The organism is Bacillus sp. SRB_8 (genome assembly GCF_003264205.1).
Classification (GTDB): Bacteria; Bacillota; Bacilli; order Bacillales; family Bacillaceae_G; genus Bacillus_A; species Bacillus_A mycoides.
In genome coordinates this window covers 47,583-72,936 of sequence record NZ_NADT01000021.1, presented here as the reverse complement: position 1 = coordinate 72,936, position 25,354 = coordinate 47,583, and the positions used below count along the sequence as shown (strand labels likewise).

Genomic DNA, 25,354 nt, shown 5'->3' with positions numbered 1-25,354 from the left:
TCAATACGCGTGTGAAAGGGTTTAGATGATGAATAAAAAAGAAAAAATTGTCTATGCAGCTATTGAGGTGTTTCAGGAAAAGGGCGTTGAAAAAACGAAGATTTCTGATATCGTGAAATTGGCTGGCATTGCACAAGGAACTTTCTATTTATATTTTCCTTCTAAGTTATCTGTTATGCCTGCAATAGCAGAAGTGATGGTTGAGAAGATGATACTTGCAGTGAAAGAAAAAGTACAGAACGATTCACCTTTTTCAAGTAAAGTTGAGCAAGTAATAGATGCAGTATTTACCTTTATAGCTGAATATCGTGAAATACAAGCATTAATGTATGCGGGCCTTGCATCAACTGAACATATAAAAGAATGGGAAGCTGTATATGAGCCTCTTTATATATGGCTAAGTGACTTTTTAAGTGAGGCAAAAGAATCAGGTGAAATTCGTGATTCGGTTCACGCTGAGCGAACAGCGAAGTTATTTATCGCTCTTGTTGAATCAGCAGCGGAACAAGTTTATTTATATGATCATAAAGATGATGAGCAAGTCGAGCTACAAAAGGCAGAAGTACTAGATTTTTTAACACATGCACTACATATAAAGAAGTAGTAAGATGAACCTGTCTGAAAAGGTAGGTTCATTTCTGCGGGAAACTGAATGATAGTCATTCACCCTGTGTTTATGTATGTGTGGAAGGATAGAGTGAAATTCTAATGAGTGGGGACATCTTTACTCAGTGTGAGCCCACAAATAGCAGGATAAAGAAAAAGCTTCTTGGGCATTATTTTTGAGAGGAACTACGGGAAGAGGTGTTAAAAATTGAAGAAACCGATAAAAGAACAAAAGATGGTATTGATCATTCTTTTGAGTAATATATTTATCGCTTTTTTAGGGATTGGATTAATCATTCCGGTTATGCCGTCCTTTATGAATGATATGAATTTAACAGGAAAGACGATGGGTTATCTCGTTGCAGTGTTTGCAATGGCGCAGCTTATTACTTCACCTATTACGGGTCGTTGGGTCGACATTTACGGTAGGAAGAAAATGATAATCATTGGATTATTTATTTTTGGTGTTTCAGAGCTTCTTTTTGGATTAGGTACAGATGTGTGGATGCTTTATGCAGCTAGGGTGTTAGGCGGAATTAGTGCCGCGTTTATTATGCCGGGTGTTACGGCATATGTTGCTGATATTACTTCTATTCAAGAACGTCCAAAGGCGATGGGATATCTTTCAGCGGCTATTAGTACCGGATTTATTATAGGGCCTGGAATCGGCGGGTTTATTGCAGAATACGGTATACGTGTGCCGTTCTTTGTGGCAGCAGTGATTGCCTTTGTTGCATGCGTGATTTCTATATTTATTTTGAAAGAGCCGTTAACGAAAGAAGAACTTGCAGAGATTGCAGCTAATACGAAAGAATCCAGCTTTATCGGAGATTTAAAGAAATCATTAAATCCAATGTATGCAATCGCATTTATTATTGTATTTGTACTCGCATTTGGATTATCAGCATATGAAACTGTGTTTAGCCTGTTCTCTGATCATAAGTTTGGTTTCACACCGAAAGATATTGCTGCAATTATTACGATTAGCTCCATCTTTGGGGTAGTTGTGCAAGTATTTATGTTTGGCAAATTGGTTGACATGTTCGGTGAGAAAGTATTAATTCAAATATGTTTAATTGTAGGTGCAGTATTAGCATTCGTCTCAACTGTAGTCTTTAATTATTGGATTGTACTTCTCGTTACTTGCTTTATTTTCCTAGCATTTGATTTGCTTCGTCCAGCTTTAACGACGTTTTTATCAAAAGCAGCTGGAAAAGAGCAAGGATTCGTTGCTGGTATGAACTCAACGTATACGAGTTTAGGAAATATCGCAGGACCAGCGATGGGCGGAATATTATTTGATATAAACATTAATTATCCATATGCATTTTCAGGTGTTGTTTTAATCGTTGGTCTCGGCATTACATTTATGTGGAGAGAGAAACAACTAGCTCAAAGTTTTGCGAAGTAATGTAGTGAATAACGAAAAGCCTCTTACTATTTTTATAGTAAGGGGCTTTTCGTTTATAAACTTAATCCAAACCGCTTTAATTCAATAAATATCCCCTCTAATTGCTTTCCTTTATCCGTTAACGTGTACTCTACGCGAGGCGGAACTTCTGGGTATACTTTTCTCGTTATAATCCCTTGCGTTTCCAATTCTTTTAGGCGAAGCGATAAAGTTTTCGGACTAATCCCATCCATTGATTTTTGTAAATCGCTAAATCTTAATGTTCCTTCGATAAGAAGATCGCGAATGATTAAAAACGTCCATTTTGTACTAATTACGTCAAGAGTTTTAGCGATAGGACAAGGTATACCAGGTAAACCTTTCGTTAATACAACTGGATCTATATTGCTCATGGAAATAGCCTCCATAAAAATTTTTTGAATGAATTTTCCTTATCGTATCACAAAACTATACTTTTGGTAACTATATGAAAAAAATATCACTACTTCCATAAAGGAAGTTAGTGCATATACAATAGCAATACGAAATACAAAGGGTTTGTATGAGGAGGAGGTGATTTCCATGGGTATGAAAAAGTTGTTTATGTTTCTTAGTTTTTTTGTCATTTGTATTGTGCTTGTAGCATGTAGTGTTGAGCAAAAAAATGAAATTCAGTTATTAAAGGAAATGCCGAAGCCAAAAGCAATGACAATTGATTCTTCATTAAGTAAAAAGGAAGCGACAGAAATCGTGCATGCAGCTCAGCGTTTTTATGCATTTTGGGATACAGGTAAAGAGGAGCTTATTCCGCAGACGGTTACTGAAAAATTTTTCGATAACACACTGCCGAAAGGTCGACCACAAGGCACTGAAGGATTAAAGCTTGCAGCGCAAAACTTTCGTAAAGTAGTTCCAGACATACATTGTGAAATTGAAGATTTATTAGTGGTTAGTGATAAAGTAACAGCTCGTCTTTCTTTTACAGGAACTCATAATGGTAAAAACATTCGTTTTTTTGCAATTGATATTTTGCATGTGAAGGATGGCAAGATAACGGAAGATTGGCATTTAGAAGATAATCTTACGCTGAAACAACAACTTGGGTTAATAGCTGAGGAATAAAATAAAGGAGAGAAAAGTGATGAAAAATATATTTATTATAAATGGACATGAAAAATACGGTACGAAAGAAGGTCGATTAAATAGAACGTTAGTTGATTATATGATAACTGTATTAAGTGAGAATCATTATGTGAAAACAACGACGATTCAAGATGGATATAGTATGAAAGAAGAACAAGATAAATTTCTATGGGCTGATGTTGTAATTTATCAAACACCTATTTACTGGTTTAGTGTACCGGGATTATTTAAAACATATATGGATGAAGTGTATGAATACGGTTTGTTCTTTAAAGGTGCAGATGAATATGGAACAGGTGGTTTATTAAAAGAGAAGCAGTATATGTTTTCTACAACTTGGAACGCACCTGAAAAAGCATTTGGAGATAAGACGAAGTTCTTTGAAGGAGAAAGTTTAGAATCAGCACTTAGTCATTTACATCGTGTGCAGAAGTTTCTTGGCATGAGTCCGTTAAAGAGTTTTGCTTGTTATGATGTGGTGAAAAATCCGGATATTGAGCAATATTTATTGAACTTGAAAGATCACTTAGATAGAGTAATTAAATAATAGTTTGTATCTGTATGTGAAGAAGGTACTACTAAGGATGTAGTACCTTCTCTTTCATGAAATACGTTGAAAATCTTTACTTATACAGGACGGTTTTAGTTTTTTTGATTTGATTAAATGTTTAATATCAGAGATGTTATCGTATGAAAGCTGAGTATGATAATAGTTAATGTACTCAAGTAATGCAAAAATATAAATAAATAGAGTGAATGATACCCCGCCTAAAGGTAAGTGGGGATACCAAATTACAAAATCAATAGTAAACGTAATAAATCCCGTGATAAGTAATGCTATATTTATCTTTTTAAGTATTTTTAAATATTGAATCATCCTAATGGGTGTAACAGATGTTTTCTCTTTTTTTAGTCGTTTCCACTTTACGTACCAGTAAAGTGTTCCTTGTAATAAGATAAACTCTAAAAGAAGAAATGAGATCCAAAAAGAATATAAGCAATATAAATGTAACGTAGGATAAGCATAATTAAGTAAGTAACTTGTGAAAATAAAAGTAATGACTGAAAATAACTCACCTGTGTATAGATAGGAAAGCCTTTTTTCTAGGTTGCTTTTCATGGTTCTTCTCCTTTTATAAAAAACTTCACATTTTAATGCGGGGATGGCTGTATCCATAACTTCGCAAAATTCGCCCAACCGAATGAATCAATTGTTACGTTTTTTAAAGAAGAAGGGTATGTTTTTCTTTTTAAAACGTGATAGTTAAATAAAATGATGTTTTCAGCTTGTAAAAACTCTTCAATCTCATACATGAGCTTATACCGTTTTTCTTTATTGTCTTCTAATAAAAAGGTATCAAGTAAACAATTAATTTGTTTTGCATAGTGTGGGTCCATGAATCGATTTACGAAGCAACTTTTATTTTTAAATACATTTAAAAATGCAATTTCATGATCGGTAGCAAATACTTCCCCCATGAAAATAATATCCGCATGTTTATCAATAGAACGATCCATATAATCTGAAACGAGAAATGGGTGAAGCTCTACTTGTATACCTAAACTTTCACACCGTTCTTTTAGGAAATGTGCGTCATTTTCACTATCTTTAAATGCGAAGAAATAAATATGTATCGTTTCTCCGTTATAGGTGCTCTTTTTTAAATACGCTTTTGCTTTTTCTAAAGAGTAGGACCTTTTAGTAGCTTGGCGGCTTCTTTCAGGGAAAAAGCTTGATGCAGCAATTGTCCGTCGACCCTCTATGCTACGAAGTATCGTTTCAACGTCATATAGTTCTCTCCAAGCTTTTCGAAAGTACATGTCGTGATGAGGACCAGGTTTTGTAAAGTTGAAGCTAGCATAAATACAACCTATTTCTTCTATTTGTATATTATGTCTTTCATTTTCTTCTTCATTTGGTAGTTCATAATCAGCATCTATTTGCACATGATCAGGAATACCCCAAAATTCAATACGGTCTAGTAACGCGCGCTCTTTAAAATAGTGGGTGAACGCTTCGAGGACGATATTGTCTTCAGAGTAATGAGCAAGTTTGAAAGGTCCAGTACCTACATAATGATGATTTTGAATGACTGCATCATGTGGTAAAATCGCGAGTTGAATGGAACTCACATAACGTAAGAAAAAAACGTTAGGTTTTGCTAAATGAAATCGTATTTGCAGTGGTGATGGTGTTTCAATTTGAACAATTTCCTGTGTTAACCATGCGTAAGGAGATTGAGCTTGCTGCAATCTTTCAAATGAAAATTGTACATCTTTAGAAGTTAGAACAGTTTCGTTATGAAAATATATATCTTTTCGTAAATGAAACGTCCACGTAAGCCCGTCTTCGCTTAATTCCCACGTATGTGCAATGTGTGGTTCCATTTTTTCTGTAATATCGTTATAAATGACTAATGTATCAAAAATTTGGTTAATAAGATGACCCTCTGTTGTTACAGCCGTAAAAGCGGGATCTAATGGTAATATCTTTCTTGATATAGGGATCTTCAATATGTCATACATATCATTTGAAGGTTCGTATCCAAAATGATGATGTAGTTTATTTTCTATCTTTTTTTGAATTGCAAGAGGAAGGGGCTCTTTTAAAAGAAGAAAGACATCTTTTAATTTTTCTTGGGTCAACAGTTCATCTGTATAGGATTCAATCGCTTCTGCTAAAGTATGTGCAAATATAATTTCTGTTTTATTTCCGCGACCACGCCCTGGTGTCCACTTAATGAATTGCTCCTCGTTCATTTTCTTTAATAAAATCTTTACGTTTTTCGTACTGCAATATAAAACATCCGCTAATTCTTGTAAGCTATTTCGTATATGCTGTTGGTCTTGTGCATGTAATCTTAAACGAATGTAATAGTCCATAATTTTCATATATACACTTCCTTCTATAATAAAGTGAAACTTTAATCAGTGGGGGACGCCCCCCACTGATTATTAGCCTTCACTAATCGGGCTTTTACGGGCAGTTGATCCCCACCTAACTTCTTTGCTTTCGCTGAATTTTGAGGTGGGGGTCTTACTGCCCGTTAATGCGGGATAAAAGGGGAAACTCTTTAGAATATTCTAACCTTTTTCTTCCTCTTTTTCAAAGTAAAATGAATAAGCATAAGGAGGGGGAAACAATGGGATTTTGGAGTATGCACCGAAATATAAAAATTAGAATTATAACTTCGTTTTTAACACGCACTGTATCCACAATGATTTTTCCATTTATGGCAATTTACTTTTCAATAAAGTTAGGTAGTGCGATTGCTGGTGCTTTATTACTCATCAATGTGCTAGCTGCATTAATTATCGGTTTATATGGTGGGTATGTTGGAGATCGGCTCGGTCGTAAAAAAGTAATGATTATCGGCCAAAGTATACAAGTCGTTTCCATAGCTTGTATGGGAGTTGCGAACTCAGATTATGTAGATTCACCGTGGCTAACATTTGTGTTTATGTTAGTGAATAGTTTAGGATCTGGACTTATGAATCCAGCGACGGAAGCGATGTTAATAGATGTGAGTACACCTGAAAATCGAAAAGTGATGTACAGCATTAACTACTGGGCTATTAACTTATCAATTGCGATTGGAGCAATATTTGGCGGATTACTATTTGAGAACTATAGATTGCAATTGTTTATCGGATTAACAGTTATTGCAGTTATTACTTTATATGTGATGGCTGTATATATGGAAGAAGTGTATGTGGCACGAAAAACGGTGGAGAAGAAAAATGTATTAAAAGATATGGCAGATAGTTATAAAGTCGTGATGAAAGATAGAGCGTTTTTAATTTTTTGTGCAGCAAGTATATGTACACTATCGTTAGAGTTTCAAATTAATAATTATTTAGGGATACGTTTACAGAAGGAATTTGAAACGGTGCACTTTTTCTTTGGGAATGGTTTTACATTCGATTTAACAGGTATTCGAATGCTCAGCTGGATATCGGCAGAGAATACAATTTTAGTTGTGTTATGTTCAGCGCTTCTTATTAAAATGCTGAAAAGATTCAATGATTTGAAAATCTTATATGTAGGTTTGTTCATTTATACAATTGGATTTACAATACTCGGAACGAGCAATAGGTTATGGATCTTATTAATCGCAGGGCTTTTCCAAACTGTAGGAGAGATGATGTATGTGCCAGTTCGTCAATCTATAATGGCGGACATGGTGCCGGATGAGGCAAGAGGTTCATATATGGCGATTAACGGAATGGTCTTTCAAGTGGCGAAAATGAACGGTGCATTAGGAGTTATGTTAGGTTCATTTATTGCATCTTGGGGCATGAGCACTCTATATTTCATCGTTGGTATGAGCAGTATTTTATTATTTATGAAGGCGATAGGGAAAGAGAAGTATCAGAATGAAGGAAATGTTTCTCAGATTGGATGAAACTATATAAAAGCGAACCAGTTATACTGGGACTCGCTTTTTATATAATTTTTAAAACGGATCAACTTCAGCTAAATCAGGATTGGCGTTAGGGTTTGTTAATAAGGTTTTCAGCTCACCTACTTCTGAGAGAGCGACGAGGATATAACCACTAATAAGGACGATGAGTCCGATGACACGTAATGTTTGCAATTTAATGTCACGGCTATTTTCTTCTGAGTTGTTTTGGGGCGTTGCAGGTGGATTGTTGTTCATAATAGAGCTCCTATCTTTTTTATTTATATGTGTAAAATCATTATTTAACTTATGGATAGGAATTATATAGTCATTTTCACTATATGAGAACTGCCTATGAAAAGTGATTAGAAATTTTGGGACGAAAAAAGAGGCTGTCTCAAAAAATCATTAAAGATGAAGAAATGTTTCATATGGTGTTAATTTTGGTTTTTACAAATAAAAAGGTTAACCAAAGTAGTTATTTAACTACTTTGGTTAACCTATAATAACTATCCTAATATACGCAATGATTCTTCAATAAACACTGGGATGTCCTCTGGTTGTCTACTTGTTACTAGCTGATTTTGGCATACAACCACTTCTTTATCATGAAAATTTCCACCGGCATTTTTCAAATCGACCGCAATGGATTTATATCCAGTCACATCGCGTCCTTCAAGTGTTTGTGCAGTGATGAGTAATTGGGGGCCGTGACAAATAGCAAAAACAGGTTTTTTCGCATCCATAAATGCTTTGCTAAAGCGAACAAAACGTTCATCTGCACGAAGTATATCTGGGGAAAATCCGCCTGGTATAAAGAGGGCATCAAAGTTCTCTGGAGAAACATCATCAATACTTTTATCAATTACGACTTCACTTTTTCCTTGTTTACCGTGTACCGTTTTACCTTTTTCCATTTCAATAGTTGTTAATTCGTATCCCTTTTGATTAAAAGCTTCTACTGGCTCTGTGTATTCTGTGTCCTCGAAATAATCCGTTATTAAAATAGCAATTTTTTTACTCATTGCAATCAGCTCCTTATATTATATAATCGGTTCCAGAATCGTCCTTGAGCAACGCCTTTTATAAAGTGAAACCTTAATTCATATTTTTTCATTCCCTCCAGTTCCTTTGCCCTGTTAATTTAATAAATACCCTTTTTATTAGGACGTAAACATGTATTATCGTTTTTGTATGTAAAAATCATAAAATATCGGTTGTTTCAGTGATTCTTGTTTGAGGAAGAAAAATAAAAAAGTCAAGGAGGTAATTTATTTTCTCCTTGGCTTTTAAGATAATTCTTTTCGTTAAAACGAAGAAACGCGTTGCTTCGTTTTTGGTACAATAATAAATTTGATCCAGATTAACCCGATAATCATAATGATAAGACTATGTGAAAATTGCCCTGTAGCAATGAGTATAATACTTGAAAATACAATGAGTTGAATGCTTAGCAATATGAAAATTAAGCGGAGAAATTGATTCATTCGTTTTTCAGTATCAATTGGATATAATGCTACAATAATATTTCCCGAAAAATATTTCCATAGAGAACGAAGCTGCATAGAAATCATATATAGGACGATATAAGCGATAGCACCTTTTACATATATATTCGGAATAAAATATAGAGCGAAAGTACCGATCAACCCTAAGCGAATATATATACCGAAATAATCATTACCGCGTAAAAATGCTAGTGTATGTAAATAGAAGAAAGTTGCTCGTTTTTTATGTAATAAAGGTTCAATCCAATTTGTAAGCCATTTTCTTTTATTTACTTGCTTATTTAGTTGCGGAACATCGGTGAAAATGCTAGCAAATTGATAGAAACGAACGTCCATTTTTTCTTCTTGTTCGATTATGTAATCCCACGGTATTCGTTTTGTAGGTTGTTTCTTCGTGTATAGAAGTAGGAAAGCAAGAAGTAAGAGTAGTCCGCCTAACACGATCACATTTGCAGTATAAAACAGCATGTAAATGATCAGGGCGTTACAAGCAATGCGAATGATAAACCATATGCTTTTTTCATAACTATCACGCCACATCCAATGTATGTATATGTTCCAGCCCTTTAGAATCATTAAAATTATAAAGATTGTACATAAGAAAGGTACGGTTAGTTGTAATGATTGCATGGCAAGCGGTACGATAACAAGGAACGTAAATATAAGCGGGAAAAGCTGAATGATGTAATTATATAGAAGAGATTTTTTAAAATAAGATGTTAATTTCTCTTCTAATGCAAGTAAATAGACAGCGTCCGGTTTTTGAATAAATGTGCGAACTTGGCATCTCGTTATAATGAGTGTAAGTACGATCGTGATGAGTAATAAAGATATTCCTTTAGAAGGATCCGTTTTAAGAAACTTAGCGTAATAATATGCACCTACACATGAGACGAAGATGAAGCTATATAGTAAACCGTTAATCATACGTGCAAAGTATGTGATGGCATTTTGAATATGTTGTTGAAAGCGAGAGCTCCATAGTGATTCGATTGACATGTTTTTCACCTCTTTTTTCTATTATATATGTTTTATAAAGTAAAAAACGAGCAAATTGCGTTACGCAACTTGCTCGTTTTTCTTTTCTTTATTTTTTTTCTGATCACGATTCATTAATGGATAGAAGGCAAAGCCAATCCCGAATAAACCAATTCCGAGAAGAAATGTTTTTATATCGGATGCGCCGGTTTTAATAACCCATAGTGCATAGCAAAGTGCGATAACTGCAACTACACCATCCATAATTCTTGAACCCATTTCATTTTTATATGTTTCACCAGTTGCGACTAGTTTTAACTGGAAGATTGGTGAAACGAGATATGGAATGAGGTAGGCCAGTGTTGATACGGTAATAACGAATGTATAAGCTTCCGCAATTGTTCCTGATAATGTTGAGAATAAGAACACTTGCGACATAATGTTTGTTAATCGTAGTGAATGAATTGGACTTCCTTTTTTATTCGTTTTTGCGAAGAAGGAAGGGAAGAAACCTTCTTTTGCTGCTTGATAAGGTACTTCTGAGCTTAATAAAATCCAGCCTAATATTGAACCGAATAGGGAAGTAAGAGCAAGTAATGCCATAAGTTTCCCGCCGCCATGACCCATTGCAGCGTTTAATGCATCTGCTAATGGACGTTCAGAAGCTTGTAATTTATCAACGTGAAGTACACCCATTGTTAAAATTGTAATTCCTAAGTAAATTGCAACTGTGATAAGTAATCCTGCAACAGTTGCGCGTTTTACCGTTTTTGGAGAGGTAGCTCGGTTTGATAAAAGAACGGCTGATTCAATCCCGATAAATGCCCAAAGTGTTGTAAGAGCAGCTAAGTTTACTTGTGAAAGTAGACCGTGTGATACGCCTTCTTTATCGATCATTGGTGTGTACCATTGTCCAAATTTTGAAGCTTCGAACGCAAATAACGTAACGACGATGAATAGAAGGAATCCAGTTACTTTCGTTGTTGTTGCTAAGAAGTTTAGCTTCCCAGCTCCGCTTACACCGTTTGTTAAAATTAAATGTGTTCCCCAAAGTAAGATGGAACAAATAGTAAATGTAATTAGTTTTCCAACTTCTATATTGAAAGAGCCAATTGAAAATAGTAGTCGTGTATCTTTCATAATTGGGAAGAAGAGCGATAAATATCCCGCGAAAGATGTAATAATGGCAACGTTACTTGCCCAGTTTGCAACCCAATATCCCCATACCATGCTGAAACCAGCCATTTTCTTTCTTTTTGGTGTTGAGAATAAAGCATATGCATGACTTTGTGGTCCTGTCGTTAAATCAGGACGACGAATTGCTAAATTACCGAAAACAAGAGCTAGCATTAAAACACCAAACCCTGTTGTTAACCAAGCTAAAGTGACACCGAGTGGGCTTGCTGTTTGTGCTAACGTACTTGGCACCATGAAAATACCAGCGCCAACCATGTTACCGACAACGAAAGCTGTTAGTACCCAAAAGCCCCATTTTTTTTGTTGCATAGAAAATACCTCCAAAGTTAGTATAACCAAGTCAAGCGAGGAGATATGTATGTCTTCCTGATAAGGAAGAGAAGGTCCAAACAAAACAAAAAAAGCACGTAATTTGCCGCTACATGCTTTCTATCTTATAAGAAACCCACGACATACCTCTCGATAGCTCTCCACAAACGAAACGTTTGTGACAGTTCTGCACTTATTAAATGCAGACCCAGCAAGCGTGTGTGGTGGACACGACTTACTTCGGCAATCATTCCTTTCTCATTTCTTCATCAATGCCACTACATCTCCTGAAATGATACTCTTAATGACTGCAACCTCTACCTCACCGAGATACGAATGAGGATTTATGTATTAAATTAACATGTTTAAGAGTAACAAATGTATTTTTATACGTCAATGGATATAGTAATAATCAGATTATAGAGAAGAATTTGTTATTAGGTCCTGGAGAGTTTTAACTAAAAAGCAGCTGACCTAAATATTAGATCAGCTGCTACATATAAGATTAAACTAAGTTTAATACAGTTACTTTTTGACGAGTCATAGACTCAAGGCTCTTACGAATACCTTGTGCGCCCATACCTGAACCTTTTACACCGATGAATGGGAAGTGGTCAGGGCCGCGCTCTGTGCGTCCGTTAATTTGAACAGAACCAGTGTCGATTTTGTTAGCAATTGCAAATGCTTTGTTAATGTCTTTTGTGAAGACACTTGCTTGCAGACCGAACTCTGATTTGTTAGCAATTTCAATCGCTTGTTCGTCAGAAGAAACACGGATGATTGGAAGGATTGGGCCAAATGGCTCTTCCCAAGCAACTTTCATTTCTTCTGTTACGTTGTCGATTAATGTTGGATAAATTAGGTTGCGCTCACGTTTGTTACCGATAACGATTGTTGCACCTTTTTCAGCAGCATCGTCAATTAAACCTTGAACGAAGTCAGCAGATTTGTCGTCGATTAATGGAACGATTGTGCTGTTTTGTTCTGGAGATCCAACTGATAGTTCAGCTACTTGCTCTTTTAATAAGCCAGCTAGTTCGTCTGCTACATTTTCATGTACAAGTACACGCTTAATAGCTGTACAACGTTGACCTGAGTAAGAGAATGCACCGCTTACGATATGCTTTGCAGCTTCTTGTAAGTCTGCATCTTCACAAACGATACCAGGATCTTTACCACCAAGTTCTAATACAAGTGGAATCATCGCAGCTTTTTTCGCTAAATGTTTACCTGTATTTGTACCACCTGTGAACGATACCATATTTACACCAGGATGTTCTACTAAGTAGTCACCAATTACAGAACCGCGTCCTGTAGCTACGTTTACAAGACCTTTTGGAAGGCCAGCTTTATGAAGTGCTTCAACCATTTTAACACCGCTAATTGCACCTTGAGTTGCTGGTTTGAAGATAACAGCGTTACCCATAATAAGTGCTGGTGCAAGTTTTGCAGCAGATAAGTTTACTGGGTAGTTAAATGGTGCAATTGCTAATACAACACCAAGTGGTGCGCGCTGAATAATCGCAAGTTTAGATTTAGAGCCACCAGGGAAGCTATCACCCATCATGCTTTCACCGTGCATGTGAAGTGCTTCGTCAACTGTGTAACGAATTAAGTCAGCTGTACGAACGACTTCTTTTTGCGCATCTTTATAGCCTTTACCGACTTCTTTCATAATGATATCGGCAATTTCATCTTGCATATTTACGAGCTCATCAGCCCATTTATATAAATATTTTGCGCGATCTTGTAGAGAAGCTTCAGCCCATGATTTTTGAGCTTCTTTTGCAGATGCAATTGCTTCATCTACTTCTCCTTGCGTAATTGCTTGTACTTGCCCAATTACTTCGTGTAAGTATGGAGATGGAATGTCGATTGTTTGACCTGAAGAGCTTTCTCTCCATTCTCCGTTTAAATAAAATTTGTACGTATTGCTAGTTGTCATGATTAGTCCTCCTAAAATAGCAACTTGTAAGAGTGAGTATAAGGTGATTGTAGGTGGTTTGATAATATTTTTCAAATGAAATGTTTGTGAAAACGATTTCTTACTATTTTTTTATTTTGTATGCCCTTTCTTACAGAAGATTCTCTTATTTCAAACTGAATTATAAGTAGAATGCATCACTTTTATTTTTTGTGATAAAAGATTATTTTATTCTAAAGCGAAAAAAACAATTGACAGAATACTCAATAAAGTTGTAAGATTATAAATGGAAAATAAATGAAGGGGGTGTGCGTAATGATTGTAATCGTAAATGTAATGGGCTTAGCTCTGTTAAATGGCGGAAAACATTCATATCATTACGCAACCCGTGCGGATATATAGGACCTTTTTGTCTTATGAGAAGCGTACGTTGCGTATATCGTAACGTACGCTTTTATGCATTCTATTGCATATCGTCAAGCGGCGGTATGCTTTTTTTTGTTTATTTTCCTTGTTACTATAAAAAATCAGAATTTGGAAGGTGGAAAAATGTGATGAAATTGTATGGCTTACGAAATGTAAATGTGATGGGTTTGGATAGCGGATAAGAAATGTGAATCAAACGGGAACGAGAAAGGAGAGGTTATATTGTTTTCAGTATTACTAAAGTTAAGCTGGTTTTTTAGAGAGCATTGGAAAAGGTATAGTATTGCAATTGGGGTACTTTTAATTGTAAACGTGATAGAGGTAATTCCACCGAAAGTGTTAGGAATTACAATTGATAATATTAAAACGGGAGCCTTAACGAATGAGGCGATTATGCAATATATTCTTATTTTACTTGGGGTAACGATTGGTGGGTATGTACTTACTTTCATTTGGCAGCACCAACTATTTGGCGGTGCGTTCGTACTTGAGAAAACGATGCGTTCAAAATTTATGGGGCACTTACTTAAGATGACACCGACGTTTTATCAAAAAAATCGTACTGGCGATTTAATGGCGAGAGCGACAAATGATTTAAAAGCAATCTCCATGACAGCTGGTTTTGGTATATTAACGCTCGTTGATTCTAGTCTATATATGCTTACAATCGTTTGTATGATGGGCTTTTCAATTAGTTGGCAGTTAACATTTGCTGCGCTTATACCGCTTCCGATTATGGCGTATGCGATGAATAGATACGGAAAGAAGTTGCATGAAAGATTTACAGTCGCGCAAGATGCGTTCGGGGATATGAACGATAAAGTACTTGAATCAATTGCGGGTGTACGCGTTATTCGTGCGTATGTACAGGAGAACGCTGATCAAGAAAGGTTTCATCATTTAGGAGATGACGTATACGAGAAAAATATGAGAGTAGCAAGAATCGATGCATTATTCCAGCCAACTGTAAAAATGCTCGTCGGTCTTAGCTATTTAATTGGTTTAGTGTACGGTGCATATCTCGTATTCCAATCAAAGGTGACACTTGGTGAGCTCGTTTCTTTTAACGTCTATTTAGGGATGATGATTTGGCCGATGTTTGCAATTGGTGAATTGATTAATGTTATGCAAAGAGGAAATGCGTCGCTCGACCGTGTAAATGAAACGTTAGCTTATGAACCGGATGTAAAGAATCCGAAAGATCCAAAGGTTGTACAAGAGCCAGATTACATTCAGTTTGATAACGTTACTTTTTCATATCCTTCATCAAATGAAACGAATTTGAAAAATGTTTCGTTCTCTTTAAAACAAGGAGAGACACTTGGAGTTGTTGGGAAGACAGGAAGCGGGAAAACGACGCTCGTTCGTCAGTTTCTTCGTCAATATCCACTTGGAGAAGGGGATATTGCGGTTTCTGATGTGAAGCTAGATAAAATTACGAATGATAACGTACTTGGCTGGATTGGGTATGTACCTCAGGAACACATTTTGTTCTCAAAAACAGCGAAGGAAAATATTTTATTCGGAAACAGAAAAGCGACTGAAGAAGAACTTGAAAAAGCGATTGAAATAGCTGCGTTTAAAAAAGATTTAGAGTTTTTACCGGAAGGTTTAGAAACGCTCGTTGGAGAGAAAGGTGTTTCTTTATCAGGTGGGCAAAAGCAAAGGATTTCAATTGCAAGGGCTGTTATTCAAAATCCGGAAATTTTAATTTTGGACGATTCTTTATCAGCTGTTGATGCTCGTACAGAAGCAGCAATTATTGAAAATATACGAACAGAAAGAAGCGGGAAGACGACGATTATAACGACGCATCGTTTGTCAGCAGTGCAGCATGCTGATTGGATTCTCGTTATGGATAACGGTGAGGTTATTGAAGAAGGCTCGCATGAAGCGCTCGTTCGAAATGGGGGCTGGTATGCAGAGCAGTTCGAAAGACAACAAGGTGAAAGTGAAAGTACGGATAGTGGGGTGAAAATATGAGTGTTTCAAAACGATTGTTTCAATACGCGATGAAAGTAAAAGGGCCGATTTTTGCAGCGATGGCGATGCTATTTGTTTTCGTTATTGCAGAACTCGCGGGTCCTTTCGTCGCAAAAACGATGATCGATGAGCATATCGTTGGAATAGAGAGACCCTGGTATGAAACAGAAAAGAGTGAGGATGCTGTTTCATATAATGGCGCCTTTTATAAGCGAAGTGATCGCTTTGAACAAGGTGAGCAAAAAGGGAAAGAAGTCCGAGTGATTCAAGTTGGTTTTCAGTACTATTTTGTACCGAATAAAATAACGCTTGAAGGAACTCGTTCTGTTAAGGGTGATGTGCTTACAGTACAAAGTGGTAAGGCAGTGCAAGTGTATAAATCGAAAGCCTTAACGAAAGAAGAAGTATTTGCGTTTTATAAACCAGAAATAAATAGGTTATTACTACTTGGCGGTGGATATTTCGCTTTATTAGTAGTCGTATCATTATTTGCATACGGAAAGCAGTTCTTCTTACAGAAGGCGGCAAACAAAATTATTCAAATTATGAGGGAAGACGTCTTTTCCCATATTCAAACGTTGCCAATTCGTTATTTTGACCATTTACCAGCAGGGAAAATTGTATCGCGTGTAACGAATGATACAGAAGCGATTCGTGATTTATATGTAACAGTGCTTGCGACATTCGTCTCTAGTATCATCTATATTATCGGGATTTTCGCTGCGCTATTTTTACTTGATGTAAAACTGGCGGCACTATGCTTACTCATCATCCCAATTTTAATTGTTTGGGCGATTATGTATAGAAAGTATGCGTCTGTATACAATCATAAAATGCGTTCGCGTTTATCGGATATTAACGGAACAGTGAATGAATCAATTCAAGGGATGCCAATTATTCAAGCATTTCGTCAAGAACATGAAACGAAGAAGGAATTTGAAGAGTTAAATGGTGATTATTTTAAATATCAAAATAAAATTTTAAATTTAAATGCAGCAACTTCGCATAATTTAGTGTCTGTATTAAGAAACATCGCTTTTACAGGTGTAATTTGGTATTTCGGTGGTGCTTCATTAAGTGCTTCTGGCCTCCTTTCTCTAGGGATACTGTATGCTTTCGTCGATTATTTAACGAGATTGTTCTCGCCAATTACGAACATGGTGAACCAACTTGCTAACTTAGAGCAATCGCGTGTTGCATCAGAGCGCGTCTTTGAATTGCTAGAGGAAAAGGGAGAGGCAGTAGAAGAAGAACGTATGCCTCGCTTAACCGGAAATGTGAAATTCGATAATGTTTCGTTTTCTTACAATGGAAAAGATGAAGTATTAAAAAATATTTCTTTTGAAGCGAAACAAGGGGAGACAGTGGCACTTGTCGGTCATACTGGATCAGGAAAAAGTTCCATTATGAATGTGCTCTTTCAGTTTTATGAATTTCAAAAAGGGAAGCTTACGATTGATGGTCACGATGTAACAGAGATGCCGAAACAAGCAACACGTGAACATATGGGAATTGTATTGCAAGATCCGTTTTTATTTAGCGGGACAGTGGCATCCAATGTAAGCTTAGAAAATGAAGAAATTTCAAAAGATCGCATCGTAAAGGCGTTACGTGATGTTGGTGCGGAAAGGTTTGCGAACAATATAGATGAAAAAATTACGGAGAAAGGAAGTACACTTTCAACCGGAGAACGTCAGCTTATATCGTTTGCTAGGGCACTTGCTTTTGATCCTGCTATTTTAATTTTAGATGAAGCGACTTCCAGTATTGATACAGAAACAGAAGCGATGATTCAACAAGCGCTAGAAGTTGTGAAGAAAGGACGAACGACGTTTATTATCGCTCATCGTCTTTCAACAATTAAGAGCGCTGATCAAATTATTGTGCTTGATAGAGGAACGATTTTGGAAAAAGGTTCCCATGATGAATTAATGAAAAAGCGCGGGCGTTATTACGATATGTATAAAACGCAAATGGAAGGAAACCAGAGTGCTTAATTTTTAGAAGAACTTGCGATTTTCGCAAGTTCTTTTTTGATCGGATTGTCCGCTTAGAAGTTAATATATTTCACCGGCTGAAAAACTTATAAATAAGTAGGTATTGTTTTACCTTTTTCTTTATAAATGCTATATTAAAAAATGTTACTTATTTTTTGTATGTAGCGCTATTTTTCCATTTTGTTTGATTATGAAGAAAAAGGTTAAACTAAATAAGAACATTTTCATTGAAAAATTGTTCGAAATTGCATACAATCAATATAGTTTTTAAATTCCTATCAGAATACTTGGAGGACTACTATCATGAAAAAATTATTTTCAGTGCTTGCAGTAACTACATTAGCGATTGGGATTGTAGCGGGCTGCGGTAAAGAAGAGAAAAAAGATACAGCTAATCAAGATGCATTACAGAAGATAAAACAAAGCGGTGAGCTTGTAATTGGTACAGAAGGTACATATCCACCATTTACGTTCCACGATACAAACGATAAATTAACTGGGTTTGACGTTGAATTAGCAGAAGAAGTTGCAAAACGTTTAGGTGTAAAGCCTGTATTTAAAGAAACACAATGGGATAGCTTACTTGCAGGAATAGATGCAAAACGTTTCGACATGGTTGCGAACGAAGTTGGTATTCGTGAAGATCGCCAAAAGAAATATGACTTCTCTAGTCCATATATTTCTTCTTCAGCAGCATTAGTTATTGCGAAAGATAAAGATAAACCTGCTACATTTGCTGACGTAAAAGGATTAAAAGCAGCACAATCTTTAACAAGTAACTACGCAGATATTGCTAAGAAAAATGGTGCGGAAATCACAGGTGTAGAAGGATTTAGCCAAGCAGCAGAATTATTAAGTTCTGGCCGCGTTGATTTCACAATCAATGATAAATTATCAGTGTTAAACTATTTAGAAACGAAAAAAGATGCAAAAATTAAAATTGTAGATACAGAAAAAGAAGCGTCACAAAGTGGATTCTTATTCCGTAAAGGTAGCGACAAACTTGTACAAGAAGTAAATAAAGCGTTAGAAGATATGAAAAAAGATGGTACGTACGATAAAATAACGAAAAAATGGTTCGGTGAAAATGTATCTAAGTAGCGCATTGATGTCAGATCGATTGTCTACTTGGATAGATATTATGCAGACTTCCTTCGCGCCTATGCTGAAGGAAGCTGTCTTTACGACAATTCCGTTAACGCTTATTACATTTGTTATCGGTATTATACTTGCGACGTTAACAGCGCTCGCACGTATTTCAGGTAGTCGTATTTTACAATGGATTGCTCGTATCTATGTATCTATCATTCGCGGAACGCCACTTCTTGTACAGTTATTTATTATTTTCTATGGTCTTCCAACTCTTAATATTGAAGTTGAGCCATATACAGCAGCAGTTATTGGATTTTCATTAAATGTAGGTGCATATGCATCTGAAATTATTCGTGCTTCTATCCTTTCAATCCCGAAAGGACAGTGGGAAGCAGCTTACACAATTGGGATGACATACCCGCAAGCATTAAAACGTGTTATTTTACCACAAGCAACACGCGTATCAATTCCGCCGCTTTCGAATACATTTATTAGTTTAGTGAAGGATACTTCATTAGCGTCGTTAATTTTAGTAACAGAAATGTTCCGAAAAGCGCAGGAAATTGCGGCAATGAACTATGAGTTTTTAATTGTTTATTTTGAAGCAGGTCTAATTTATTGGGTAATTTGCTTCTTATTATCTATCGTGCAACAAATATTAGAAAAACGTTCAGAACGTTATACTCTAAAATAACCCTTTCATAAAAGGAGTTTTTGTTTTTATGATTTCAATTCAACATTTACAAAAAAGTTTCGGAGATAATACCGTATTAAAACATATAGACTTATCAGTTGAGAAGGGCGAAGTGGTTGTTATTATCGGGCCATCTGGATCTGGTAAAACGACATTCTTGCGTTGTCTCAACGTGTTAGAAACGCCGAACGCTGGTAACATTCGCATCGGCAATAAAGAGCTCGATTTCTCTCAAAAAGTATCGAAGAAAGATATTGTAAATCTTCGTACGCAAACAGGTATGGTATTCCAACACCATAATCTATTTCCTCATTTAACAGCAATTCACAATGTAATGGAAGGGCTCGTTACAGTGAAAAAGATGGGGAAAGAAGAAGCGAAGAAAAAAGCAAACTATTTCCTTGAAAAAGTTGGTCTTGCGGATAAAGTAGACTTATATCCGTTCCAATTATCAGGTGGACAACAACAGCGCGTTGGAATCGCTCGTGCGCTTGCGATGGAGCCGGAAGTTTTACTATTTGATGAGCCAACGTCAGCACTTGATCCTGAGCTAGTTCAAGAAGTTTTAAAGGTTATGAAAGAACTTGCTAAAGAAGGAATGACGATGGTCATTGTAACGCATGAAATGCGCTTTGCTCATCAAATTGCGAACCGTGTTATTTTCATGGATGGCGGTGTCGTTGTCGAACAAGGTACACCGGAAGATATATTTACAAATCCAAAAGAAGAACGAACGAAGAAGTTTTTACAAATGTTGCAATAAATTAAGGAAGGTCTCAAGGCATATGCCTTGAGACCTTTTTGCCATATATATTTATTTTTGGAATCCGCCAAGGCTTTGCTCAGCCATTGCAACTAGACGTTTTGTAATTTCTCCACCAACAGAACCGTTAGCGCGAGCCGTAGAATCTGCTCCTAATTGTACACCAAATTCTTGAGCGATTTCGTACTTCATTTGATCGATTGCTGCTGTTGCACCTGGTACTACTAATTGATTGTAAGAACTTTGGTTTGCCATAGGAATATATCCTCCTTAGAGTTATAAAAATTTTTTTGGTTGGACTAGCTGGATTTGAACCAGATTATCGCCCCGTTTGGCGCTAATCCATCGGTAATTAAGTTTGTACTCATAGTATGGATGTTACCTAGAAAGATATACAAAAAAATAATTTGTAAATTTTGTAAAAAATATTTCATCATTTCGTAAATTATGAAATAAGAGTAATCGTTGTATTTTTAAGAAAGAAGGCTAAACTAAGAGCGAAATCATATGCGTTTTTTTCCTTGTATAACCAGCTTGGCTTACTTAACTTATGATTTGTTAAAGTGAGACAAATTCCAGTTTAGTAAAATGAAAATTAAATCGGGAGCAACTACATAGTTCTGTTTTAACCCAGGATGGGGCAGAAAAAGGAACTGACCGCGTCTATGCACGGCTAGATGCTCTCTTCAATCTAAAAAAAGGGCTTTTTAATTGTTTTTAAACGATAACGTATGGAGGAATCATGATGGGAATTTGCCCGCTTTGCAACGCGCTAGAATCACAAACATATTCTTGTCAAAATTGCCAAGGTATACTCCAAGATTATGGGAAAACTGTAGATTACATAGACGATTACAGTGCATATATGGATCAAGAATTATTAAGTGCAGTAGACGGTTTAACACATAATAATTCACAGGAGTATTGCAATCATGTTTTTTATTGCGGAGTATGTAATGTGGAAACAGAAGTTGTAGTGAAGCTCGTTTAAATAAAAAACTTCCACCTTATGAAGGAGGTGGAAGTTTTTGTTTTTGTATTTGTGAGTTAATCATAGGGGAAGGGATGTTTTCGGTATGTGACGAGGGATCTGATTTTATTTGTGACATTTTTTCTTTCGTGTCGCGCAAAGAGTGTTCAGTTAAATAGATGGCATATTCATAAAATAATTGGCGCGTAAGTTCACTTTGTTCTTTTAACTTTTCATCTTGGAATACAGTTCGCCCCGGTTTAGAATTTGCTTCAAATAGCCACGGGTTTTCCGTGGTGTCTAAACCAATGTCAAAACCAATTTCTCCAATGTTCCCGGTTACTTGCCCATCAAGTGCATAACTGATTTGTAAGGCTGTTTGTTTTAGTTTATTTTCAATTTGAACTTGCTTTGTTGAATCAGGAAATAGTTCCTGAAGTAATTTCGTATCACCGCCGCTATTTACGTGAGTTGTTAAGCTACCTTTGCCGGCGATTTTTGCGACGATTGCACTGACTACCCAATTACCAAAATGGTTTTTATTTGTATGAATGCGAAAATCGACGGGTTGCCCTTCGAAGCGGAGCAGTGAGATACCTTGTTGTACGATAAACTTTTTTAAATCATGTCCTTTTAACACATGGTTAAGAAGGGCTTCTAATGATTGATACTTTCTTAGTTTGTTTTGTTCATTTTCACGATAACGACAATAGTAGCAATTATCAGTTTGAGAATAGAGTATTTGATGAATATTTCTTCCGAAGCTACCGTGTATTGGTTTCATATAAATGTACTTATGCGTACCGAGAAGTCGTTCTACTTGTTCAAAATGTTGAAATACTTCTGTATTTGGTAAGAATGGTTTAATTGAATCTTCTTTCATTAAAAGTTGATGCACTTCCCATTTATTGAAAAATCCCGGATTAAACCACGGAATCGCATAGTCGCTTTCTAAACGTTTTTTTGCTCTTACGATAGGTTTGTAATTTTCTGCTTGCCGATTTGGTAATCGGTCGTAAATGACATTTGGTAAAGGGACTTTGTTTTTTACCCATTTTCCTTCTTGAAAGAAGTACCCTTCAATTGTTTCCTCTTCCCAGTTTATATGTTGAATGCCAAAGACAAATACAAATGGCTGCAATGTGAATGGTGGTGTTAATAACTCACTGAGAGAGATGGAACGACTTCCTAAAGGAGAATTAGAATCATCGTTAAAGCCAGTTGTGAAAATCCCGATTAATGGGCCGAAAACAATGGTTTGATTGTGTAAGAAGGCATGGATTGTTGCTGAATGCGGTAGTAAAAGATCGGCTGCAATCTGTTCGCCAATAATAATTTCTCGCGTGAATGAATAATGAATTTTAATATTCTCACATGTAATATAACGTAAGCCAAAGAAAAAGGATGTAATTGGTGGTGTAATAGAAAAAACGTAAGGTAAAGTAATACTATTTGGATGCTCATCTGAAATACTTAATGTATATATGTGCTCTTTCAACGGGGATTTCCTCCTTTCATTATGGTGTAAATCGGCTAAACTTTAATGGACCATGAAAAATTTGTTCAGCCAGTTCGTCGTTGTACCTAGTATAAACTTCGTAAGAAGGCATCGTATTGACGTACATAAGCCAAATGGCACCTTTTTGATCCATAATGGTAGAAAGCTCTAGTTCAAATAATGAAGAATAGGACTGATCGAGTGTTTTAAACACTTCATTTACAACATCATGTAAAGCATCTTTTAATAATTGAACGCCAGTTGGAGAAAGTAAATATTTAATTTTAGAAAATGGATGTAACATAGAACGTTCTGTTGCTGAAAGTAAAAATTGTGCTGGGAATGAAGAGTTTTGTATAAATTGACCGAGCACTTTCCAATTCTGTTCTTTATTTTTTTGCATAATGGTTCGAATATGAATCGGATATGATAGTTGATTTGGAGGTTGTAACATTGGATGAATCATATAACGGAATGAGTGTATGTTCGATTTGCACCATGATATAAATTTATCTGTTCGTTTGAATTGAGTAGAAGTATGATGTTGTTCATTTATTGTATCGATATGAAATGTTTTATTTTTGTAAGTGGCCCGATATAAATTTTCATTGGAGTGTATATTGATTGGTCTTATAATAATATCTCTTGTTTCTAGTAGTAATTTAAAAATTCCTTGTACTGTTCCTTTTATTATTTTTGGTACGTAAGGGGAAAGACGTTTATTAGTAAGAAAAAGATTGTGTAAATCGCTTGGGTTAATAAGTGTGTTGTTTAAAAAAGTAGTGGAAGAACGTTTGTGTAATGAATGAATAATCGCATTTGCTTGTTGGAATTCCTCATCCTCTTTGAAATGACAACGATCATATATATATGAAGGAATGGGAAAGGTTTGATCTATCCAATTTCCTGTATCTGTATCGTAAATAAGACCAGAAACAAGATCTGTCTTTGAATCAATGCTAAACGGTGTGAATTGGGCAACGACGTTATGATAAAGACGAGCTCGCTTAGCGATTTCGGTGTAATACGTTTGCTCGTGATGGAGCCCGGAAGTTAAAAGACCAAGAACCAACGAAATCACTCCTTTAGTAATAAGATGTTTGCATTATAGGCGAAGCTATATATTGCAAATACGTTTTTATACCATTATACTTTTGTCCGTATGATGATATGCTATAGTTTTGGAGAAGTGAAAGGTTGATTGTGATGAATATATGGTTAAATATGTTAATGACGACAGGGCTCGGGGCAATTATTGGAGGGTACACAAATCATTTAGCGATAAAAATGTTATTTCGTCCTCATCGTCCGATTTATATTGGGAAGTTTCAGGTTCCATTTACGCCAGGGTTAATTCCGAAGCGCCGCGATGAGCTTGCTGTTCAATTAGGTAAAATGGTTGTAGACCATTTGTTAACACCAGAAGGAATCGGAAAAAAACTAACAAATAAAGATTTTCAAACCAGTTTAATTCGCTGGACACAAGTGGAAGTTGATAAAGTAATTACAAATGAACAGTCGTTACGGGATATGTTAGAAAAATGGAATTTAGAACATGTAGAAGAAGAGGCGATTGGGAAAATCGAACATGTTATTACAGAAAAAATTCATGCATTTTTAGCAGAGTACTATACATATACATGGGAACAGGCGTTACCTCATTCTGTTCATGAAAAAGTAGAGAATGCGATTCCGAATGTAGCATCTTTTATTTTAAAAAGAGGAATTAGCTTTTTGGAAAGTGAAGAAGGAAAGGAACGCCTTTCAAAAATGATTGATGACTTTTTCGCTTCCAGGGGAACGCTGCTTAACTTAGTTGGTATGTTTTTAGGGAATGTAAGTTTAGTTGATCGCGTGCAGCCGGAAGTCATTAAGTTTTTAGGACAAGATGGAACAGAGCGTCTGTTAACAGATGTACTGCAAAAAGAGTGGGAAAAGTTAAAAGGAAGAGACGTAAAAGAATTAGAAATGTTCGTAGAGAAAGAAATGATTGTGAACTCCATATTGTCAGCGGTTAAAGTAGAGGAAACAGTGAGTAGATTTTTAAATCAGTCTGTTCAGCAAGTATGTGAGCCAGTGCGAGAAACAATCGTTGAAAAAGTGGTCCCTAGCGCAGTAGAGAAAGGCTTGAAGTGGGGGACAGAAAATGTGGGAAGTATATTGGGAAATCTACAGCTTGCGGAAATTGTCCAGCAAGAAGTATCTACATTTTCAACAGAGAGACTAGAAGATCTCGTATTGTCCATTACAAAAAATGAGTTAAAAATGATTACATATTTAGGGGCGTTATTAGGAGGAACAATTGGATTTATTCAAGGGTTGTTACTCTTGTTCCTTAAGTAATAAAGATGGGTGCATAGAAATAAAAGTGAAATTTCTTCCCATCTCTTGCATAGTTTGATATGGTAGGAAGAGGTGCGTATGTAAATGCACTTAAAAGGCAGTGCGAGCGAAAAGCGCTAGCCTTCTAAAG

23 protein-coding genes and 1 riboswitch are annotated in these 25,354 nt (G+C 36.0%); of the genes, 12 read left to right on the top strand and 11 right to left on the bottom strand.

Annotated elements, in window-relative coordinates; translation table 11 throughout:
* Nucleotides 1-25 precede the first annotated feature (25 nt).
* Both B5P40_RS20325 and B5P40_RS20320 read left to right on the top strand, forming a co-directional pair.
* Nucleotides 26-604: a TetR/AcrR family transcriptional regulator gene (locus B5P40_RS20325; RefSeq protein WP_002063960.1), complete on the top strand. Its 579-nt coding sequence runs from the start codon at nt 26-28 to the stop codon at nt 602-604.
* A 210-nt stretch (nt 605-814) separates the two neighbouring features.
* Nucleotides 815-2,017: an MFS transporter gene (locus B5P40_RS20320; protein ID WP_002140503.1), complete on the top strand. Its 1,203-nt coding sequence runs from the start codon at nt 815-817 to the stop codon at nt 2,015-2,017.
* A 53-nt stretch (nt 2,018-2,070) separates the two neighbouring features.
* Here B5P40_RS20320 and B5P40_RS20315 read toward each other — a convergent pair whose 3' ends face one another.
* Nucleotides 2,071-2,409 carry a winged helix-turn-helix transcriptional regulator gene (locus B5P40_RS20315; protein WP_002188429.1) on the bottom strand — a complete coding sequence of 113 codons (339 nt, stop codon included), beginning with the start codon at nt 2,407-2,409 and terminating at the stop codon, nt 2,071-2,073.
* 169 nt (nt 2,410-2,578) lie between these two features.
* Between B5P40_RS20315 and B5P40_RS20310 the strand changes: the two genes are divergently transcribed.
* Together B5P40_RS20310 and B5P40_RS20305 are read left to right on the top strand one after the other, a co-directional pair.
* Nucleotides 2,579-3,118, top strand: a complete 540-nt coding sequence (locus B5P40_RS20310; RefSeq protein WP_113709753.1) for an ester cyclase — start codon at nt 2,579-2,581, stop codon at nt 3,116-3,118.
* Nucleotides 3,119-3,137: 19 nt separating this feature from the next.
* On the top strand, nt 3,138-3,686 hold the full coding sequence (locus B5P40_RS20305) for an NAD(P)H-dependent oxidoreductase (protein ID WP_088038590.1): 549 nt from the start codon (nt 3,138-3,140) through the stop codon (nt 3,684-3,686).
* Nucleotides 3,687-3,740: 54 nt separating this feature from the next.
* Here B5P40_RS20305 and B5P40_RS20300 read toward each other — a convergent pair whose 3' ends face one another.
* Together B5P40_RS20300 and B5P40_RS20295 are read right to left on the bottom strand one after the other, a co-directional pair.
* Nucleotides 3,741-4,259 carry a general stress protein gene (locus B5P40_RS20300; protein ID WP_113709752.1) on the bottom strand — a complete coding sequence of 173 codons (519 nt, stop codon included), beginning with the start codon at nt 4,257-4,259 and terminating at the stop codon, nt 3,741-3,743.
* A gap of 32 nt (nt 4,260-4,291) precedes the next feature.
* Nucleotides 4,292-6,031 (bottom strand): SgrR family transcriptional regulator, encoded by a 1,740-nt coding sequence (locus tag B5P40_RS20295; protein ID WP_002188434.1) that lies wholly within the window; start codon nt 6,029-6,031, stop codon nt 4,292-4,294.
* Nucleotides 6,032-6,282: 251 nt separating this feature from the next.
* On the opposite strand from B5P40_RS20295, the gene B5P40_RS20290 reads away from it, so the two are divergent.
* A complete protein-coding gene (locus B5P40_RS20290; protein WP_113709751.1) occupies nt 6,283-7,545 on the top strand; it encodes an MDR family MFS transporter in 1,263 nt (420 codons plus the stop codon).
* Nucleotides 7,546-7,596: 51 nt separating this feature from the next.
* Here the strand turns inward: B5P40_RS20290 and B5P40_RS20285 are convergent, their stop codons facing one another.
* The 5 genes from B5P40_RS20285 to gapN form a co-directional block, all read right to left on the bottom strand.
* Nucleotides 7,597-7,800 carry a hypothetical protein gene (locus B5P40_RS20285; protein WP_002010828.1) on the bottom strand — a complete coding sequence of 68 codons (204 nt, stop codon included), beginning with the start codon at nt 7,798-7,800 and terminating at the stop codon, nt 7,597-7,599.
* A gap of 251 nt (nt 7,801-8,051) precedes the next feature.
* Nucleotides 8,052-8,567: a type 1 glutamine amidotransferase domain-containing protein gene (locus tag B5P40_RS20280; RefSeq protein ID WP_002029999.1), complete on the bottom strand. Its 516-nt coding sequence runs from the start codon at nt 8,565-8,567 to the stop codon at nt 8,052-8,054.
* A 282-nt stretch (nt 8,568-8,849) separates the two neighbouring features.
* Nucleotides 8,850-10,049: an ABC transporter permease gene (locus tag B5P40_RS20275; RefSeq protein ID WP_002188438.1), complete on the bottom strand. Its 1,200-nt coding sequence runs from the start codon at nt 10,047-10,049 to the stop codon at nt 8,850-8,852.
* Between the two features lie 60 nt (nt 10,050-10,109).
* Nucleotides 10,110-11,534 carry an amino acid permease gene (locus tag B5P40_RS20270; RefSeq protein ID WP_002010833.1) on the bottom strand — a complete coding sequence of 475 codons (1,425 nt, stop codon included), beginning with the start codon at nt 11,532-11,534 and terminating at the stop codon, nt 10,110-10,112.
* Nucleotides 11,535-11,680: 146 nt separating this feature from the next.
* A riboswitch (Lysine riboswitch) is annotated at nt 11,681-11,862 on the bottom strand.
* A gap of 177 nt (nt 11,863-12,039) precedes the next feature.
* Entirely contained in the window at nt 12,040-13,479 is a 1,440-nt protein-coding gene (gapN, locus tag B5P40_RS20265; protein WP_002010835.1) for an NADP-dependent glyceraldehyde-3-phosphate dehydrogenase, read from the bottom strand.
* A gap of 627 nt (nt 13,480-14,106) precedes the next feature.
* Between gapN and B5P40_RS20250 the strand changes: the two genes are divergently transcribed.
* The 5 genes from B5P40_RS20250 to B5P40_RS20230 all read left to right on the top strand — a co-directional run bounded on the left by B5P40_RS20250 (nt 14,107) and on the right by B5P40_RS20230 (nt 20,413).
* Nucleotides 14,107-15,867, top strand: coding sequence for an ABC transporter ATP-binding protein (locus B5P40_RS20250; RefSeq protein ID WP_113709750.1), 1,761 nt, complete (start codon nt 14,107-14,109; stop codon nt 15,865-15,867).
* Entirely contained in the window at nt 15,864-17,864 is a 2,001-nt protein-coding gene (locus B5P40_RS20245; RefSeq protein WP_002188440.1) for an ABC transporter ATP-binding protein, read from the top strand. Before B5P40_RS20250 ends, B5P40_RS20245 begins: the two co-directional genes overlap by 4 nt.
* Before the next feature lie 303 nt (nt 17,865-18,167).
* Entirely contained in the window at nt 18,168-18,965 is a 798-nt protein-coding gene (locus B5P40_RS20240) for an amino acid ABC transporter substrate-binding protein (protein ID WP_002030008.1), read from the top strand.
* Nucleotides 18,952-19,650: an amino acid ABC transporter permease gene (locus B5P40_RS20235; protein ID WP_012260384.1), complete on the top strand. Its 699-nt coding sequence runs from the start codon at nt 18,952-18,954 to the stop codon at nt 19,648-19,650. Before B5P40_RS20240 ends, B5P40_RS20235 begins: the two co-directional genes overlap by 14 nt.
* A 28-nt stretch (nt 19,651-19,678) precedes the next feature.
* The gene (locus B5P40_RS20230; protein WP_113709749.1) at nt 19,679-20,413 is read left to right on the top strand and encodes an amino acid ABC transporter ATP-binding protein; all 735 of its coding nucleotides are present in this window, start codon (nt 19,679-19,681) and stop codon (nt 20,411-20,413) included.
* A gap of 51 nt (nt 20,414-20,464) precedes the next feature.
* Here B5P40_RS20230 and sasP read toward each other — a convergent pair whose 3' ends face one another.
* Entirely contained in the window at nt 20,465-20,668 is a 204-nt protein-coding gene (gene sasP / locus B5P40_RS20225; RefSeq protein ID WP_000013349.1) for a small acid-soluble spore protein, SasP family, read from the bottom strand.
* A gap of 490 nt (nt 20,669-21,158) precedes the next feature.
* Here sasP and B5P40_RS20220 point away from each other — a divergent pair, with 490 nt between their 5' ends.
* Nucleotides 21,159-21,404: a hypothetical protein gene (locus B5P40_RS20220; RefSeq protein WP_002087367.1), complete on the top strand. Its 246-nt coding sequence runs from the start codon at nt 21,159-21,161 to the stop codon at nt 21,402-21,404.
* Nucleotides 21,405-21,420: 16 nt separating this feature from the next.
* On the opposite strand, the gene B5P40_RS20215 is transcribed toward B5P40_RS20220, so the two are convergent.
* Both B5P40_RS20215 and B5P40_RS20210 read right to left on the bottom strand, forming a co-directional pair.
* Nucleotides 21,421-22,881, bottom strand: a complete 1,461-nt coding sequence (locus B5P40_RS20215) for a YheC/YheD family endospore coat-associated protein (RefSeq protein ID WP_002188444.1) — start codon at nt 22,879-22,881, stop codon at nt 21,421-21,423.
* A 19-nt stretch (nt 22,882-22,900) separates the two neighbouring features.
* Entirely contained in the window at nt 22,901-23,953 is a 1,053-nt protein-coding gene (locus B5P40_RS20210; protein WP_113709748.1) for a YheC/YheD family protein, read from the bottom strand.
* 125 nt (nt 23,954-24,078) lie between these two features.
* On the opposite strand from B5P40_RS20210, the gene B5P40_RS20205 reads away from it, so the two are divergent.
* On the top strand, nt 24,079-25,224 hold the full coding sequence (locus B5P40_RS20205; RefSeq protein ID WP_113709747.1) for a DUF445 domain-containing protein: 1,146 nt from the start codon (nt 24,079-24,081) through the stop codon (nt 25,222-25,224).
* The last annotated feature ends 130 nt before the right edge of the window (nt 25,225-25,354 follow it).